Source organism: Gluconobacter sp. OJB (genome assembly GCF_039638275.1).
Taxonomy (GTDB): Bacteria; Pseudomonadota; Alphaproteobacteria; order Acetobacterales; family Acetobacteraceae; genus Gluconobacter; species Gluconobacter cerevisiae.
Window position 1 is genome coordinate 1,213,666 of record NZ_JBDIWH010000001.1, and the last position, 14,624, is coordinate 1,228,289.

The 14,624-nt window shown below is 62.8% G+C and carries 14 protein-coding genes; 12 read left to right on the forward strand and 2 right to left on the reverse strand.

The window, feature by feature from the left end:
- Positions 1–13 precede the first annotated feature (13 nt).
- Positions 14–940, forward strand: coding sequence for a DUF2272 domain-containing protein (locus ABDK74_RS05660; protein ID WP_408874469.1), 927 nt, complete (start codon positions 14–16; stop codon positions 938–940).
- Here ABDK74_RS05660 and ABDK74_RS05665 read toward each other — a convergent pair.
- Positions 916–1,332, reverse strand: coding sequence for a rhodanese-like domain-containing protein (locus ABDK74_RS05665; protein WP_346003052.1), 417 nt, complete (start codon positions 1,330–1,332; stop codon positions 916–918). The genes ABDK74_RS05660 and ABDK74_RS05665 overlap by 25 nt on opposite strands.
- A 131-nt stretch (positions 1,333–1,463) precedes the next feature.
- Here ABDK74_RS05665 and ABDK74_RS05670 point away from each other — a divergent pair, with 131 nt between their 5' ends.
- The 4 genes from ABDK74_RS05670 (at position 1,464) to ABDK74_RS05685 (ending at position 6,017) form a co-directional block, all read left to right on the forward strand.
- Positions 1,464–2,444, forward strand: coding sequence for a cysteine synthase A (locus tag ABDK74_RS05670; RefSeq protein ID WP_408874500.1), 981 nt, complete (start codon positions 1,464–1,466; stop codon positions 2,442–2,444).
- 81 nt (positions 2,445–2,525) lie between these two features.
- Positions 2,526–3,251: a response regulator transcription factor gene (locus tag ABDK74_RS05675; protein ID WP_346003054.1), complete on the forward strand. Its 726-nt coding sequence runs from the start codon at positions 2,526–2,528 to the stop codon at positions 3,249–3,251.
- A gap of 5 nt (positions 3,252–3,256) precedes the next feature.
- On the forward strand, positions 3,257–4,882 hold the full coding sequence (locus tag ABDK74_RS05680; RefSeq protein WP_346003055.1) for an ATP-binding protein: 1,626 nt from the start codon (positions 3,257–3,259) through the stop codon (positions 4,880–4,882).
- Between the two features lie 88 nt (positions 4,883–4,970).
- The gene (locus tag ABDK74_RS05685; RefSeq protein ID WP_346003056.1) at positions 4,971–6,017 is read left to right on the forward strand and encodes an aldo/keto reductase; all 1,047 of its coding nucleotides are present in this window, start codon (positions 4,971–4,973) and stop codon (positions 6,015–6,017) included.
- A gap of 45 nt (positions 6,018–6,062) precedes the next feature.
- Here ABDK74_RS05685 and ABDK74_RS05690 read toward each other — a convergent pair whose 3' ends face one another.
- Positions 6,063–7,409: a transcription antitermination factor NusB gene (locus tag ABDK74_RS05690; protein WP_346003057.1), complete on the reverse strand. Its 1,347-nt coding sequence runs from the start codon at positions 7,407–7,409 to the stop codon at positions 6,063–6,065.
- Positions 7,410–7,484: 75 nt separating this feature from the next.
- Here ABDK74_RS05690 and ABDK74_RS05695 point away from each other — a divergent pair, with 75 nt between their 5' ends.
- The 7 genes from ABDK74_RS05695 to ABDK74_RS05725 all read left to right on the forward strand — a co-directional run bounded on the left by ABDK74_RS05695 (position 7,485) and on the right by ABDK74_RS05725 (position 14,586).
- Entirely contained in the window at positions 7,485–8,165 is a 681-nt protein-coding gene (locus ABDK74_RS05695; protein ID WP_346003058.1) for a YggS family pyridoxal phosphate-dependent enzyme, read from the forward strand.
- Positions 8,166–8,279: 114 nt separating this feature from the next.
- Positions 8,280–10,307 carry a potassium transporter Kup gene (locus ABDK74_RS05700; protein WP_346003059.1) on the forward strand — a complete coding sequence of 676 codons (2,028 nt, stop codon included), beginning with the start codon at positions 8,280–8,282 and terminating at the stop codon, positions 10,305–10,307.
- Entirely contained in the window at positions 10,304–11,482 is a 1,179-nt protein-coding gene (gene hemW, locus ABDK74_RS05705) for a radical SAM family heme chaperone HemW (protein WP_346003060.1), read from the forward strand. The genes ABDK74_RS05700 and hemW overlap by 4 nt, the downstream gene beginning before the upstream one ends.
- A gap of 36 nt (positions 11,483–11,518) precedes the next feature.
- A complete protein-coding gene (locus ABDK74_RS05710; RefSeq protein ID WP_346003061.1) occupies positions 11,519–12,607 on the forward strand; it encodes a nucleoside hydrolase in 1,089 nt (362 codons plus the stop codon).
- 27 nt (positions 12,608–12,634) lie between these two features.
- Positions 12,635–13,054 carry a DUF1489 domain-containing protein gene (locus tag ABDK74_RS05715; RefSeq protein ID WP_346003062.1) on the forward strand — a complete coding sequence of 140 codons (420 nt, stop codon included), beginning with the start codon at positions 12,635–12,637 and terminating at the stop codon, positions 13,052–13,054.
- A gap of 156 nt (positions 13,055–13,210) precedes the next feature.
- Positions 13,211–14,155: a VOC family protein gene (locus tag ABDK74_RS05720; RefSeq protein WP_346003063.1), complete on the forward strand. Its 945-nt coding sequence runs from the start codon at positions 13,211–13,213 to the stop codon at positions 14,153–14,155.
- Positions 14,152–14,586, forward strand: coding sequence for a hypothetical protein (locus ABDK74_RS05725; protein WP_346003064.1), 435 nt, complete (start codon positions 14,152–14,154; stop codon positions 14,584–14,586). Before ABDK74_RS05720 ends, ABDK74_RS05725 begins: the two co-directional genes overlap by 4 nt.
- Positions 14,587–14,624 lie beyond the last annotated feature (38 nt).

The window sequence follows — 14,624 nt, forward strand, 5'->3', positions numbered from 1 at the left end:
TCATGATGGGTACATGAGGATAACAGTGCCAGATTCGCATCTTTTCAGGCGAGCAGCTGCTACGGCCGCCCTGCTCGCACTGGCTGCATGTTCCAGCCAGCAGAGTGTCAGCCCGTATCCGGCCCGTACGCCGAACGCCCAGTATGCGAACGGAACCACTGGCCCGGTAGGCTATAATCCCCACGTCCCGGATTTCGCCACCCGCAACTTCGAGCCATTCAACCGACAGGACGTCGCGGCCATCGCCCTGCGCGAATGGCGGATGTTCGGCTCCCCCGTTTCGGACGACAACCCCGAAGACCGTCCCGAACCCACGGACGCATCGCTGAAGCCCGAGCGCCTCCCAGGCCTGTGGCAGCGGATCGGCGAGTACTGGTGGATCGGACAGGACCCGTATGAAACGGAAGTCGGCTGGACGGGCAAAACGGATTCTCAGGGCACCCGTTTCGAGATCGAGCATGACGGCCATTACGCCTGGTCGGCCGCATTTATTTCGTATGTGATGCGCATCGCGGGCGCCAATGGGCGCTTCCCGTACTCTCCCAATCATTCGACCTACATCAACGCCGCCGCCAGCGGACAGTCCAGCGGCGTGACAGCCCATGATCCCGGAACCTATGCCCCCAAGATCGGCGATCTGATCTGCGTCGGGCGCGGCAAGAGCAAGACCGTGACCTTCTCGATGCTGCCGACCAGCTACGGCTTTCCAGCGCATTGCGGCATCGTCTCCGCCACCAACCAGAATGCCCAGCCTTTCGGACATGAACTGAGCATTGTCGGCGGCAACGTGGATGATGCCGTGGCCGTCACTCATGTTCCCACGGACGCCAATGGCATGATCGCCGACAGTTCAGGGCACAGCTACGATAGTCGCTATCCGTGGTGCGCCGTGCTGGAAGTGCATTACGACGCGGATCAGGAACCCGACAGCGGCATGTAAGCCGACGGCAGGCCGCTGGAGCGCCAGCCCTTGCCGGGGCCGTGCTGATCTTCGAATCCGTCCACGATATTGCTGACGTCCGCATAACCGGCGTTTTCCGCCAGAAGCGCGGCATGATGTGACCGCACGCCCGATCGGCACAGGAATAGCAGCGGAGTCTGCTGATCGGGAACAGCTTCGAGCAGGGTTTCAAGGAACTCGCGCTGAAGGTCCGGCTGCCAGGTCACGCACAGAAGCGGCGCAGTCATCGCATCCGCGTCGGGTAATCCCACATGCATCCATTCCGGCGGAGTGCGCACGTCCACCAGAACAGGCTGCGCATCGTTTGCAGAGGCCGTTTCATGCTTTTTTTCAAGCATGTCCCACGCCTGCCTTGCTGTCAGAACCTTCATGCTCTTTCTCATCCTTCCAAAACGCGTTCTATAATTCACCCAGCACGGGCCAGCACAGGAGTTACCGTATGACCGACCTCTCTCCGAACCGCCAGGATGCCACGATCGGATGGCAGTCCGTCTCTCCGGGTATGACCGCAGCGATCGGGGGCACGCCCCTGATTCGCCTTGAACGCGCGTCCGAGGAAACCGGCTGCAATATCTACGGCAAAGCCGAGTTCATGAACCCCGGAGGCTCCGTAAAGGACCGCGCGGCTCTTGCGATCATCAATGATGCCCTGAAAAGCGGTGCTCTGAAACCCGGCGGCACGGTCGTGGAGGGCACGGCCGGCAATACGGGAATCGGCCTGACGCTGGTCGCCCATGCCGTCGGCTGCAAAGCCGTGATCGTCGTGCCGGAAACGCAGAGCCGTGAGAAACTGGACTTCCTGCGGATGATCGGCGCGGATCTGCGCCTCGTACCCGCCAAGCCCTATCGTGATCCGGGCAATTACGTCCATGTCTCGCGTCGTCTGGCGGAAGAAATCGGCGGATTCTGGGCCAACCAGTTCGACAACACTGCCAACCGCGAAGGCCACCGTGCCACCACAGCACGTGAAATCTGGGAGCAGACAGAGGGAAAAATCGACGCCTTCACCTGCGCCTGCGGCACCGGCGGCACGCTGGCCGGAATCGCACTGGGCCTCCGCGATCAGGCCGCAGCGGCCGGAAAGACCGCGCCGCGAGTCGTCCTCGCCGATCCGGAAGGCTCCGCCCTTTACGGCTGGGTAAAGTCCAACGACCTCACCATCACCGGGGGTTCAATTACCGAAGGAATCGGTCAGGGCCGCGTGACCGCCAATCTGGAAGGCTCGGCACCTGATGACGCCGAACGTATTCCTGACGCCGAGGCGCTGGAGCAGATTTTTTCCCTGACCTCGAACGAAGGTCTTTCGGTCGGTGGCTCGTCCGGCATCAATGTCGCTGCGGCAATCCGCACCGCACGCCGTCTTGGGCCCGGACATACGATTGTTACAATTCTGTGCGACGGTGGCGCCCGATATCAGTCCAAGCTGTTCAACCCGGAGTTCCTGCGTGCGAAAAACCTGCCTGTCCCGCCCTGGCTGGCCTGACATCGCCGCAGTGCCGTCCCTTATCAGGGGCGGCACAGGCAGTCCGAACGGGGTCACAGCATTCCTGAAAGGCCTCTGGTCATGAGCACGGAAACACTGCCCCATCTTCTGGTCGTGGACGATGACCGCGAAATCCGCGAACTGCTGAGCCAGTTCCTTGAGCGCAACCATTTCCGCGTCACCTCGGCTCGCGATGCCCGCGAAGCACGCAAGGCCTGGGCGAACGGGCATTATCAGCTCGTGGTGCTGGATCTGATGCTGCCCGGCGAAAGCGGTCTGGAAGTCGCGCGCTGGCTGCGCTCACAGGACAATGTCCCCATCATCATGCTCACCGCCATGAGCGACGAGACCGACCGGATCATCGGCCTCGAATTCGGCGCGGACGATTACGTCGCCAAGCCCTTCAACCCGCGCGAACTGCTGGCCCGTATCCGCGCGGTCCTGCGCCGGACAATCGATGTTGAAGACAAGCGGCAGGTTGCTGATACCCGCAAAATCCACTTCGCGGGCTGGTGCCTCGATCCCGTCCGCCGTCGCCTGCTGAACCCGGACGGTGCGGAAGTTTCCCTCACGGGCGGCGAGTACGACCTGCTGATGGCGCTGCTCGAACGCGCAAACCGCGTGCTGACGCGCGACATGCTGCTGGAACTCCTGCGGGGCCGTCAGGCCGGACCGTTCGACCGCGCCATTGACGTCGCGGTCAGCCGCCTGCGTCGCAAGCTCGAAGACGACGGCCGCAATGCTCAGGTCATCAAGACGGTTCGCGGCGGAGGCTATGTCCTCGCAGCGGAAGTCGAGCGTCTCTGACCGGAATGCACATCCTTCCACGATCTCTCGTCACCCGCACCAGCCTTCTGCTGATCGTGGGGCTTGCCATCGTGGAAGCCGCCGGGCTGGTCATCCACGCGCTGGATCGTTTCGATCTTGCAGAGCGCAGTCAGATCCATGAGGAACAGGTTCAGGTCTTCTCGATCTACCGCACGGTCGCGGAAGCCAGCCCCGCCGACCGTCGCGACGCAATCGAAGACCTGCACATTCCCTCCAACGTCACGGTCCTGCTTCTCAAACAGCCAGACCCGTTGATCGAGGGGCATGAAATCCCCCTCCCCCCGAGAGTGTCTTCCCCTTTCCTGCATCATCCGCGCGATGGCTTTCCCCAGCCCGGCATGATGGACGAAAACGGACCCCATCCGGGCGCGGACATGCCCCAACATATGGGTCCACCCGGTTTTCCAGAACCCGGCATGAACGGTCCGGATTTCCACATGCCCCCCGGCCCTTCCGGTACGCCCTTGGGTGGCCCTATGCCGGGTCCAATGGGGAACCCGATGGACGGCCATATGCCTCCCCCGATGGAAGGAAACCCCCGCTTCCCGGGAAGCCTGCACCGTCACGACATGCCGCCCTTCGTACGATGGGCGCTCCTGCCGTCGTCGCTCTATCCGCGCAAGGTCCTGATCGGCCAGAAGCTGCGAACCCACTCCACCTCGATCCTCCTACCGGACCGGGACTGCTGGATCGTGGTCCGGTTCGTCACACCACTGCCCAATCCGTTCGGGTCACCGACTTTCCTGATTGCGTTCCTCGTCATGTCCATCGCCGGAAGTGCAATGATCGTCTGGGCCACGCGGCGGCTGATCGCCCCCGTCACGACGCTTGCCAACGCCGCCGAAGCACTGGGCCGGGACGTCAACACCGCAGCCCTACCCGAAAACGGTCCCTCCGAAATCCGGCGCGCGGCCATTGCCTTCAATACGATGGCCACGCGCATCCGCCGTTTCGTGACGGACCGCACGCTCATGTTGACCGCCATTGGTCATGATCTGCGCACCCCCATCACGCGCCTGAAGCTGCGGGCCGAATTCATCGACGATGACGCGCTGCGCAACAAGGTACTGGCCGATCTGGACGAGATGGAAGCCATGGTCTCCGCCACGCTGGCCTTCGGACGCGATAGTGCCTCTGCCGAACCCATCGTCACGCTGGACCTGCGCGCCCTGCTCCAGACCATTATGGATGAAGCCGCCGAGAGTCTGCCGGACAAGGCAGACGACCTGTTTTACGAACCGCCCAACGTGCCCGTCCGCATCAAGGCGCGCTCGGTCGCGCTGAAACGTGCCCTGAACAACCTGATCCTCAATGCCCTGAAATATGGCGGGGACGCCCATGTTACCCTCATTCCGGCCACCCGACCGGGCGAGAAAGGCAATACGGTCCGTATCCTGATCGAGGACAATGGTCCCGGCCTGCCTGAAAACGAGCTGGACCGCGTGTTCGAACCTTTCGTCCGCATCGAGAGCAGCCGCAACCGCGAAACCGGTGGAACCGGCCTTGGTCTGGCCATTGCCCGCACCATTCTGCATGGTCAGGGCGGGGATGTCCGCCTTGAAAACCGGACCGGCGGGGGCTTGCGCGTCATCGTCACGCTGGCCCCATAAGCAGAGCATGAACAGAGCCGCGCCTTGATCAATGGCCCGGCTCTGTCCATGCTAAGGGCTTCCCCATCTTTCTGATCAGGTCTTTTCCATGAAACAGCGTGAACTTGGCCGCACCGGCATTGCCGTCAGCGAAATCTGCCTCGGCACCATGACCTTCGGTCAGCAGAACACCGAAACCGAGGGCCACGCCCAGCTCGACATGGCGCTGGACCACGGCATCAATTTCATCGATACCGCCGAACTCTATTCCATCCCGCCCCGCGCCGAGACGCAGGGCTCAACCGAAACCATCATCGGAAGCTGGCTGAAAGCGCGCGGCGGCCGTGATCGCCTCGTCATCGCCAGCAAGGTCGTCGGGCGGACGGCCATGCCATGGTTCCGCCCCGATGGCGAGGAAGCACGCCTCACCCCACGCCAGATCCGCTACGCGCTCGAAGGCTCACTGCGCCGCCTCGGCACCGATTACATCGACCTTTATCAGCTCCACTGGCCCGACCGGAAAGTCGGCCTGTTCGGCGAAGGCGGCACGACCTTCCGCGACCTGCCCGAAGACTCCGCCGTTCCGCTCGAAGAGACGCTCGGCGTGCTCGGCGATCTCGTAAACGAAGGCAAAATCCGCCATGTCGGCCTCTCCAACGAGACGGCCTGGGGCGTCTCAAAATTTCTGGAAGCCTCCCGCACGGGCCTGCCGCGCGTCGCCTCCATCCAGAACGCCTATAATCTGATCAACCGGACTTTCGAGATCGGTCTTGCCGAAATGGCACTACACGAGAAGGTCGGACTGCTGGCGTATTCCCCGCTCGCGCAGGGCTACCTGACCGGAAAATATCTGAACGGCGCCCGTCCCGCTGGAGCCCGCACCACACTGTTCGATCGTGGCCAGCGCTACCAGAAGCCCGGCGTTGACGATGCCATCACGGCCTATCACGCCCTCGCCCGCGAGAAAGGGATCGACCCTACCCAACTCGCGATCGCGTTCGTCACCTCACGCCCGTTCGTGACGTCCAACATCATTGGCGCCACCAGCGTCGAGCAGCTCCGCACCATTCTCGGCGCGACAGATGTCGTCATCACGCCCGAGCTGGAAGAGAAGATCAACGCCATCCATCAGGTGCACTCCAACCCCGCGCCCTGAAGACAGCACATCCGGCATCGGGGGCACTCCCGATGCCGACCGGCCTCAGACCTTGATCAGGCGCGCGGCAAAGAAGCCGTCCATGCCGCCAAGTTCGCTCCACAGGCCCGGATGGGTGCGGAACATCCCGTCCCATGTCCGGGCAATGGCCATATCGGCCAGTTCCGCTTCCGAGAACGGATCGAACTTCCAGCCACCGCGCGCAATCGCTGCCTTGATCCGCTCCGGACCTTCCTCGTCCTGAAGCGAGCAGACAGCATAAAGCAGCACGCCACCCGGCTTGAGCATCTCATATGCTGCGTCGATCAACACATCCTGACCTTCCGCCAGAGCCGTCACGTCACGTGGGCGCTTGATCCACAAGACGTCCGGATGACGACGCAGGGTGCCCGTTGCGGAACATGGCGCATCGAGCAGAACCATGTCCACCGGCGTCTCAGGGCGCCATGTTGCGGCATCCGCCACAACCGTCTTCGCCGACAGCTTCAGGCGCGCGATATTGTCTTCAAGCCGTTGCGCGCGCGTTTCCTCACGTTCGACCGCCACGACATGCGCCCCAGCCGTTGCAAGCTGGGCCGTCTTGCCACCCGGCGCCGCACAGAGATCCACGACGGTTTTGCCCGACACATCGCCCATCAGCTTCACCGGCATCGTGGCCGCCACGTCCTGCGCCCAGAACGCGCCGTCCTCGAAGCCTTCCAGCGTCGTGATGCGCGTCCCGGCCGGATAGCGGACGGACCCTGTCGGCAGCACCTCGCCACCTTCCGGCGCGACCGCACCCGGACGTAGCGTCAGATCCAGCGGCGCTTCACGATGCAAGCCGCGCGAAATCGCCCGCGCCCGCTTACCCCACGCGCTCCACAACCACGGCGGAACATCCAGCCGGTCCACGTCCAGACCATCCAGAAGCTCCTGCCCCTCACGTGAAACACGCCGCAACACGGCATTGGCCAGCCCCGCGAACGGCGCCAGACCGCGACGGCGCAACAGATCCACGATTGTCCCGACCGCCGCATGGGGCGGCGTTTCGAGATGCAGCAACTGCGCCACGCCCATCAGCAGCGCACAACGCACCGGCTCGGGCGGCTCGCGACGCAGCAGCGGCTGAAGCAGTTCGGTCATGCTACCCAGATGACGCAGCGTCGTCGCCGCCAGGCGATGGGCCGAGGCCCGATCCCGCGGATCCAGTCCCTGCCCGGCACGATCCAGCGTCGTCTCCAGCATCCGGCGATGCTCGACCACGCCACAGACAATATCGAACGCAAGGTCGCGCGTCGGGTCCGGGGCGGGGCGGCGTTCGGGCGTCCGGCCCCCATGTGAACGACGGGGGCCGCCATTCCGGGTTCCGGAGGCCGTATTACGGGGAGGCTTGTTGGATGGGGTCTGGGTCATGACAGGCTATCGATCTCTCGCATCCTGCCGAAATCGCATCTTGCGGCCACGGACGCAATGGCGTCTTCTCCCGACATGTCCGATCTTATTGCCCAAAACCTCGCCGCCATCCGTCATCGTATCGCTCAGGCCTGCGAAAAAGCCGGGCGCGCAGAGGCGGACGTGTCTCTCGTGGCCGTCAGCAAGTTCCACCCGATCGAGAGCGTCGAAGCCGCTTTAAAAGCGGGTCAGCGTCTGTTTGGCGAAAACCGCGTGCAGGAAGCCGCCTCCAAATTTCCGCAGCTTCGCGAATATTTCCCGGACCTGCGCCTGCACATCATCGGCGGCCTTCAGACCAACAAAGCCCTCGAAGCCTGCCAGATCGCGGACGTGATCGAGAGCCTCGACCGTCCGTCTCTGTCAGACGCGATCGAGAAAGCCGCACAGAAAGCCGGGCGTCTCCCCGACCTTCTCGTTCAGGTCAATACGGGCAACGAACCGCAGAAATCCGGCATTCCGCGCAACGAAGCCGATGCGTTCATCGAAACCTCCCTTGAAAAATTCGGCCCGAAAATCCGGGGTCTGATGTGCATCCCCCCCGAGGATGAAGACCCTGCGCCCCATTTCCACTTCCTGCGCAGAACAGCCGAACGGCACGGACTGCCGGTGCTCTCGATGGGCATGTCCGCGGATTTTGAAACCGCCATTGCCGAAAACGCAACGCTCGTCCGGGTGGGAACCGCCATTTTCGGAAGCCGTCCTGCGCCACAATCCTGATGCACGGCTTGCGTCCGTCGCAGAAATCTTGTCATGAGGGGAAGTTGCCGTGATGTGGAGCGCGCTTGACGAGTGCTGCGACAGGAGATGACGGCACTCTACTGACGCCCGTAAATGGAACCAGCAATGCCTGAACATGACGGTGACCGCGCCTCCAACTCTCCTCATGGCGTAGGGATTCCCAACGACTCCGGCGACGTCGTCCAGACGATCGAGCAGGCCCGTTCGGAAGGCCATACCCACGAGATCGGCGGCGAAGATGACGGTTCCAGCCACAAGCGCCCCGCCGGCATGGGCGCGCTGCTTACGGTTCTGGGCGTGGTTTACGGCGATATCGGCACAAGCCCACTCTATGCGCTGCAATCCTCCGTCAGCATTGTCAGTTCGCCCAAGATGCCTGCCCAGCCTTGGGAAATCATGGGGCTTGCGAGCCTGACGTTCTGGGCGCTGATGCTCATCGTCACCATCAAGTACGTCATTCTCATCATGCGGGCCGACCATGACGGCGAAGGCGGCATCATCGCCCTCATGTCCCTCGCCCAGCGCGTCTGCAAGTCACAGCATTTCCGATGGCTGTTCGGCCTTGTGGGCATTGCTGGCACCTGCCTGTTCTTCGGCGACAGTATCATCACCCCGGCTATTTCAGTGCTTTCGGCCGTGGAAGGCATCGAAACCTCCGTGCCCTCGGCGAGTCACATCATCATTCCGCTGGCCATCATCGTGCTGATCGGACTGTTCTCGGTTCAGGTTCTGGGAACGGGCAAAATCGGCAAAGCTTTCGGCCCGATCATGGTGATCTGGTTTGCGGTTCTCGCCATTCTCGGCATCAAGGGGATCTTTCTCTACCCCCATATTCTGCTCGCCCTGTCGCCGACCTTCGCGCTCGAATTCATCATTATGCACGGCTATCTGTCGTTCATCGCCCTCGGTTCGGTCGTGCTGTCCGTCACGGGTGCAGAGGCGCTGTACGCCGATATGGGCCATTTCGGACGCGCCCCGATCCGCAAGGCGTGGCTGTTCTTCGTCCTGCCATCGCTGACACTGAACTATTTCGGACAGGCCGCCCTGCTGATCCATAATCCGCATGCCCTGTCCAACCCGTTCTATCTTCTGGTGCCGCACTGGGCGCAGATCCCGATGCTGATCCTTGCGACCTTCGCAACCGTGATCGCCTCGCAGGCCGGTATCTCGGGCAGCTTCTCGCTGTGCCGCCAGCTCATTCAGCTCGGCTACCTGCCCCGCACCCGCATCATGCACACCAACGCATCGGAAGAAGCGCAGATCTATCTGCCGTCGCTGAACTGGATTCTGGCCTTTGGCGCGCTGGTTCTGGTGCTGTCGTTCCGCACGTCCTCGGCCCTGGCCGCAGCCTACGGCATCGCTGTCACGGGGACGTTCCTGTGCACCTGCGTGTTGGCAATGGTGGTGTTCCGCCGCGTCTTTAAATGGAAGACCGCCACGGTCGCGATCGTCTTTGGCTTCTTCTTCATCGTGGACAGCATTTTCTTCTCCGCAAACGTGCTCAAGATCCCCGATGGCGGCTGGGTCCCGCTCGCGATCGGCATCATCAGCACCATCATCATGACCACCTGGAAGCGCGGCCGCAGCCTCATCGCCGCCCGTCAGCAGGCGGATTCCATGCCGATGGGCTCCTTCCTCGCGCGCCTGCCGCAGTCCCGCACGATCCGCGTTCCCGGTCTGGCCGTCTTCCTGACCGCCAACCCCGATATCGTGCCAAATTCGCTGCTGCATAATCTCAAGCACAACAAGGTCCTGCACGATCACATCCTGTTCGTGACGGTCCAGAACCTCGACCAGCCGGAAGCCGAGCGCGGCCACCGCGCCATTGTTCAGGAACTGGCGCCCAACATTCACCGCGTCATCGTCCGCTACGGCTTCATGGAGATGCCCAACCTGCCTCGCGCCCTGCTGGAACTGAACGCGCTCGGCGTGGCGTTCGACGCCATTCAGGCGTCCTATTTCACATCGCATGAGCTTGTCGTGCGCTCCCGCGTGCCGAAGATGCAGCTCTGGCGCATGTGGATCTTTCTCCTGCTCCAACGCAATGCGGCCTCCACGACCGAGTTCCTGCGTATCCCGCCTGACCGGGTAGTGGAATTCGGCGTCCGGATCGCCATTTGACGCCTGTGTCACAACCCGAGCCACTTTCCCTTTACATCCACTGGCCGTTCTGTCTGGCGAAGTGCCCCTACTGCGATTTCAACTCCCATGTCCGGGAGGTGATCCCGCAGCAGCGCTTCGCCGCAGCCCTGCGCCGTGAACTGGCCCATGACGCCGCGCGCCTGACCCGCGATGGCGTCAAACGCCCCCTGCGTTCGATCTTTTTCGGCGGGGGCACGCCGTCGCTCATGGCGCCCGAAACCGTTGCGGCCCTGATCGAAGACGCACACCGCCTGTTCGATGCCGAAAACGATCTGGAAATCACGCTCGAAGCCAACCCGACCAGCGTCGAGGCCGGAAAATTCGCGGCGTTCCGTCAGGCTGGCGTCAACCGCGTCTCGCTCGGCGTACAGAGCCTGCGGGACGATGCGCTGCACAAGCTTGGCCGCGAACACTCCGCCACACAGGCCATCCGCGCGCTCGAAACCGCCCGTACCCTGTTCCCGCGCATTTCCTTCGACCTGATCTACGCCCGCCCCGGCCAGAGCGCCGCTGACTGGACGGATGAGCTCACCACAGCGCTCGATCTCGTGGCCGATCACCTGTCGTTGTATCAGCTCACCATCGAACCGGGCACGAAGTTCGAAGCCATGCACCGGCGCGGCGAACTCACCCTGCCCGACGAAGACACCGCCGCACGCCTCTATGACCTGACCGGCGACATTGCAGCCCGTCATGGCCTGCTGCCCTATGAAGTCTCGAACTATGCCCGCCCCGGCGCCGAAAGCCGACACAACCTCACTTATTGGCGCTATGCGGACTATATCGGCATCGGCCCCGGCGCTCATGGACGCCTAACACTGGACGGCGAACTTTACGCCACCCGCCGTCACCGTGCGCCCGAACCCTGGGCCGACCGGGTTGAAAAGACCGGCTCCGGCAGCACAGAAGAAACCCTTCTCACGCCGGAAGAAAAAGGCCGCGAAGCCCTGTTGATGGGCCTGCGCCTGTCCGAAGGCATCAATGAAGCCCAGTTCGCCGCCCGCACGGGCCGTGCGCTTCTGGACTGTGTGGACCCTGCTCTGCTCGACGCCTGCATTGAGGAAAACTACCTTGAGCGGGACAACGGTATCCTGCGCGCGACGGGTGAAGGACGGCTTCGTCTTGAAGCGATACTGGCGCGCCTCGTCACTTGAGGGCATGATCCGGTCTTAATCCATCTGGAAGAGACCATGCGCCGATCCATTCTCTCTGCCCTTCTGGCTGCCTGCACCATACTCGCCCCGCTTTCTGCTGCGACGGCCGCTCCCGTTCCGAATTACGTCGTGCTCGACAACGACTTCCTCGGGCCGGGCGGCTCCAACATCCAGTCCATCATTCCCCTGCTCAACCGCCCCGGCGTGACGCTGCTCGGCCTGACGTCCGTCGTCGGCGATGACTGGGAAAACGCAGGGACGGCACATGCCCTGCGCTTTCTGGAAATCGCAGGGCAGACGCAGATCCCCGTCGCTGATGGCGCCACCACGCCGCTGGTCAACACGGTGGCGGAGACGAAACTGCGCGAACAGCAGTTCGGCATCATTCCCTGGAAGGGCGCATGGGGTGGCCTCGGCTCTATCGAACACGTCCCGGCCACACAGCCTCCCGTCGGTAAACTGCCGGAAGGCGCGCTGCATACTACAGCCGACGCGCTGCCGGCTGCTATGTTCCTGATCCGTGAAGTCCATGCCCATCCGCATCAGGTCACGATCATCGCCGCAGGTCCGCTGACGAACCTCGCCCTCGCCATCCGGATCGACCCGACTTTCGCCGAAACTGCCAAACAGCTCGTCTTCATGGGTGGCCTGCTCGATGCGAGCATGATGTCCGTCACCGGCAACGCCGATTTCGCATCCGACTTCAACCTGATCATGGACCCCGAAGCCGCCCAGATCGCTCTGACGGCGCCATGGCCCGCCATCACCTGCATCGGCAACGTCTCGAACGACATCATGATGACGCCCGAACTGGCAAACCGCATCGACGCAAAGCACAACGCCGTCACGGATTATCTGCAAAAGTATCAGGCTCCCCTGCCGCTCTGGGATGAACTGACCTCCGCCATCGCCGTTGATCCGACACTGATCACAAAATCCGTCACGGCCATCATGAACGTCAACATCGACCACGGCATGGATTACGGACACGCCCATATCTGGCCGGATTCGACGGCGCCGAAGGGCATGGGCCTGCGGAAGGTGAAGATCGTGCAGTCCATCGACAAGACGCGTTTCATCAACGAGTTCGTTTCGCAGTCCCAGAATGCCGTGGGCACGCACTAAGAGCTTGAAGGAGGGCATCCGATACCTATGCTGAACATCATCAAACTGGCCGTCGGCTGCCCGAGCATCGAAGTCCTGCGCGAACGGCTGAACCACTACCGCATCAACGGCCACGCCACCGTCCAGACCCGCACCATGCCGAAACGGGCCGAGGAGGTTCTGGACGGCGGTTCCCTGTATCGCGTGATGGACGGCATGGTCCTGTGCCGCCAGCCCATCATCGGTCTGGAAAGCGCCAAGCGCCCGGATGGCAGCACAGGCACGCTGATCGTCGTGTCTGACGAAATCATCCCGGTGCAGCCACGGCCAATGCGCCCCTTTCAGGGCTGGCGCTATCTGGAGCCCAAGGACGCCCCTCCCGATCTGGGCAGCAGCCTTGATCATGACGGCATTGCCGATCTCCCACCACAGCTCCGCAAGGAACTGGCCGAACTCGCCCTGATCTGACCTTCAACGCCGCGCCACATTTTTGCTGCATTCCGGGAACGGAATGGGACATGAAACGTCATGCCCTCATTGCGGGGAGCCACAGGATGTTTTCCTCCGACCTGCCGGTCGTCCCAAAGGCGCTCCGTGTAGATCCGAACAGAAGGAGTGCCGCCTTTGCCGCCCTTTTCCCGTCCTTCCCGAGCAGGCACGGTCGCTGTCACGTTGTCAGCAGCTCTTACTCTTGGCTTCGGCCTGACAGCCTGCGCTCCAAATGCTTATGCGCAAACGGCCAACACCGCTGAAACGCCAGCCGCACTCTCAAAGACGTTGCCCGGCAAGATCGTCTATATGCAGCTCACAACGCCCGATCTGGCCAAAGCCAAGGCCTTTTACGGTGCGCTGCTGGGCTGGAATTTTCAGGACCGCCCCGTCTCACGCGGTCATTATGCCGAAGCACTGGTCAACGGTCATGTCGTAGCCGGGCTGGTCGAACGTCCCCTGCCCGATACGGAAAACCCGCCCCAGCCGCTCTGGCTTCCGTTCATTTCGGCACTCGACGTCCCGACCGTGGCCAAGGAATCGCTCCAGTGGGGCAGCAAAATCCTGTACCGTCCGACAATCGTTCCGGGTCGCGGCGAACAGGCGATCATCGCCGACCCACAGGGCGGACTTTTTGCCGCTTTGCACGCCCCTCACGGCGACCGTGACGATACGGACGACACGGCTCAGGGCGACTGGATCTGGCATGCGATCCTGACTCCGGCTCCCGCAGCCAGCGCAGGGTTCTACCAGAAACTCTTTGGTTATCAGGTTGAAGACGCGCCTCCGCCCGACACGCATCAGCGCTATATTCTGGACTCGCAGTCCATCGCCCGTGCAACCGTCAACCCCCTACCGGCGCGCCTGCCTGCAGATGCGAGCGCGCGCTGGATCGGCTTCGTTCAGGTGGACAGCGTCGGGAGTGCCGCCGAAAAAGCCGTGCAGCTTGGAGGACGTGTTCTCGTGCAACCCCATCCTGATCATCAGAACTGCATGATCGCCGTCCTCGCCGACCCGAGCGGCGCCGCCTTCGGCGTCATGGAATGGCATGATCCCAGCGCGGCAGGAGATGCGAAATGACCCGTTGGACAACGAAAACCTTCCTCCGCCTTGGCGGAGCGCTCTGCCTTCTGGGAATTCTGTCGGGCTGCAGTGATTATGAATACGGCGGCCCCGGCCAATACGGCACCTACTATGGCGGCGGGGGCTATTACAGCAGCACCTATAATCGCGGCTGGGGCAGCACCTGGGGACCTGGATGGGGCTGGGGACCGGGTTATAACGTCGGCCCCTATCCCGGACGCGGTCCGGGGCGGCGCCCTCCCGGTTTTCGCCCCGGACCCAGGCCTGGAGGCCCCGGCCATGGTCCCGATGGACAAGGCAGACCCGGCGGCAGGCCGGGAGGTGGCTTCGGACATGGACCTGGCGGCGGAAGACCGGGAGGCGGAGGAATGGGCGGCGGCAATCATGGCGGTGGCCCGGGCGGTCGTGGACCCGGTGGACGCCGCTGAACGTTTCCATTTTATCTGTCCATGAAGACCGGAGGCGG

Coding starts and splice junctions, on each gene's coding strand:
- ABDK74_RS05660 (WP_408874469.1), top strand. CDS start 14: ATGAGGATAACAGTGCCAGATTCGCATCTTTTCAGGCGAGCAGCTGCT.
- ABDK74_RS05665 (WP_346003052.1), bottom strand. CDS start 1,332: ATGAAGGTTCTGACAGCAAGGCAGGCGTGGGACATGCTTGAAAAAAAG.
- ABDK74_RS05670 (WP_408874500.1), top strand. CDS start 1,464: ATGACCGCAGCGATCGGGGGCACGCCCCTGATTCGCCTTGAACGCGCG.
- ABDK74_RS05675 (WP_346003054.1), top strand. CDS start 2,526: ATGAGCACGGAAACACTGCCCCATCTTCTGGTCGTGGACGATGACCGC.
- ABDK74_RS05680 (WP_346003055.1), top strand. CDS start 3,257: ATGCACATCCTTCCACGATCTCTCGTCACCCGCACCAGCCTTCTGCTG.
- ABDK74_RS05685 (WP_346003056.1), top strand. CDS start 4,971: ATGAAACAGCGTGAACTTGGCCGCACCGGCATTGCCGTCAGCGAAATC.
- ABDK74_RS05690 (WP_346003057.1), bottom strand. CDS start 7,409: ATGACCCAGACCCCATCCAACAAGCCTCCCCGTAATACGGCCTCCGGA.
- ABDK74_RS05695 (WP_346003058.1), top strand. CDS start 7,485: ATGTCCGATCTTATTGCCCAAAACCTCGCCGCCATCCGTCATCGTATC.
- ABDK74_RS05700 (WP_346003059.1), top strand. CDS start 8,280: ATGGAACCAGCAATGCCTGAACATGACGGTGACCGCGCCTCCAACTCT.
- ABDK74_RS05710 (WP_346003061.1), top strand. CDS start 11,519: ATGCGCCGATCCATTCTCTCTGCCCTTCTGGCTGCCTGCACCATACTC.
- ABDK74_RS05715 (WP_346003062.1), top strand. CDS start 12,635: ATGCTGAACATCATCAAACTGGCCGTCGGCTGCCCGAGCATCGAAGTC.
- ABDK74_RS05725 (WP_346003064.1), top strand. CDS start 14,152: ATGACCCGTTGGACAACGAAAACCTTCCTCCGCCTTGGCGGAGCGCTC.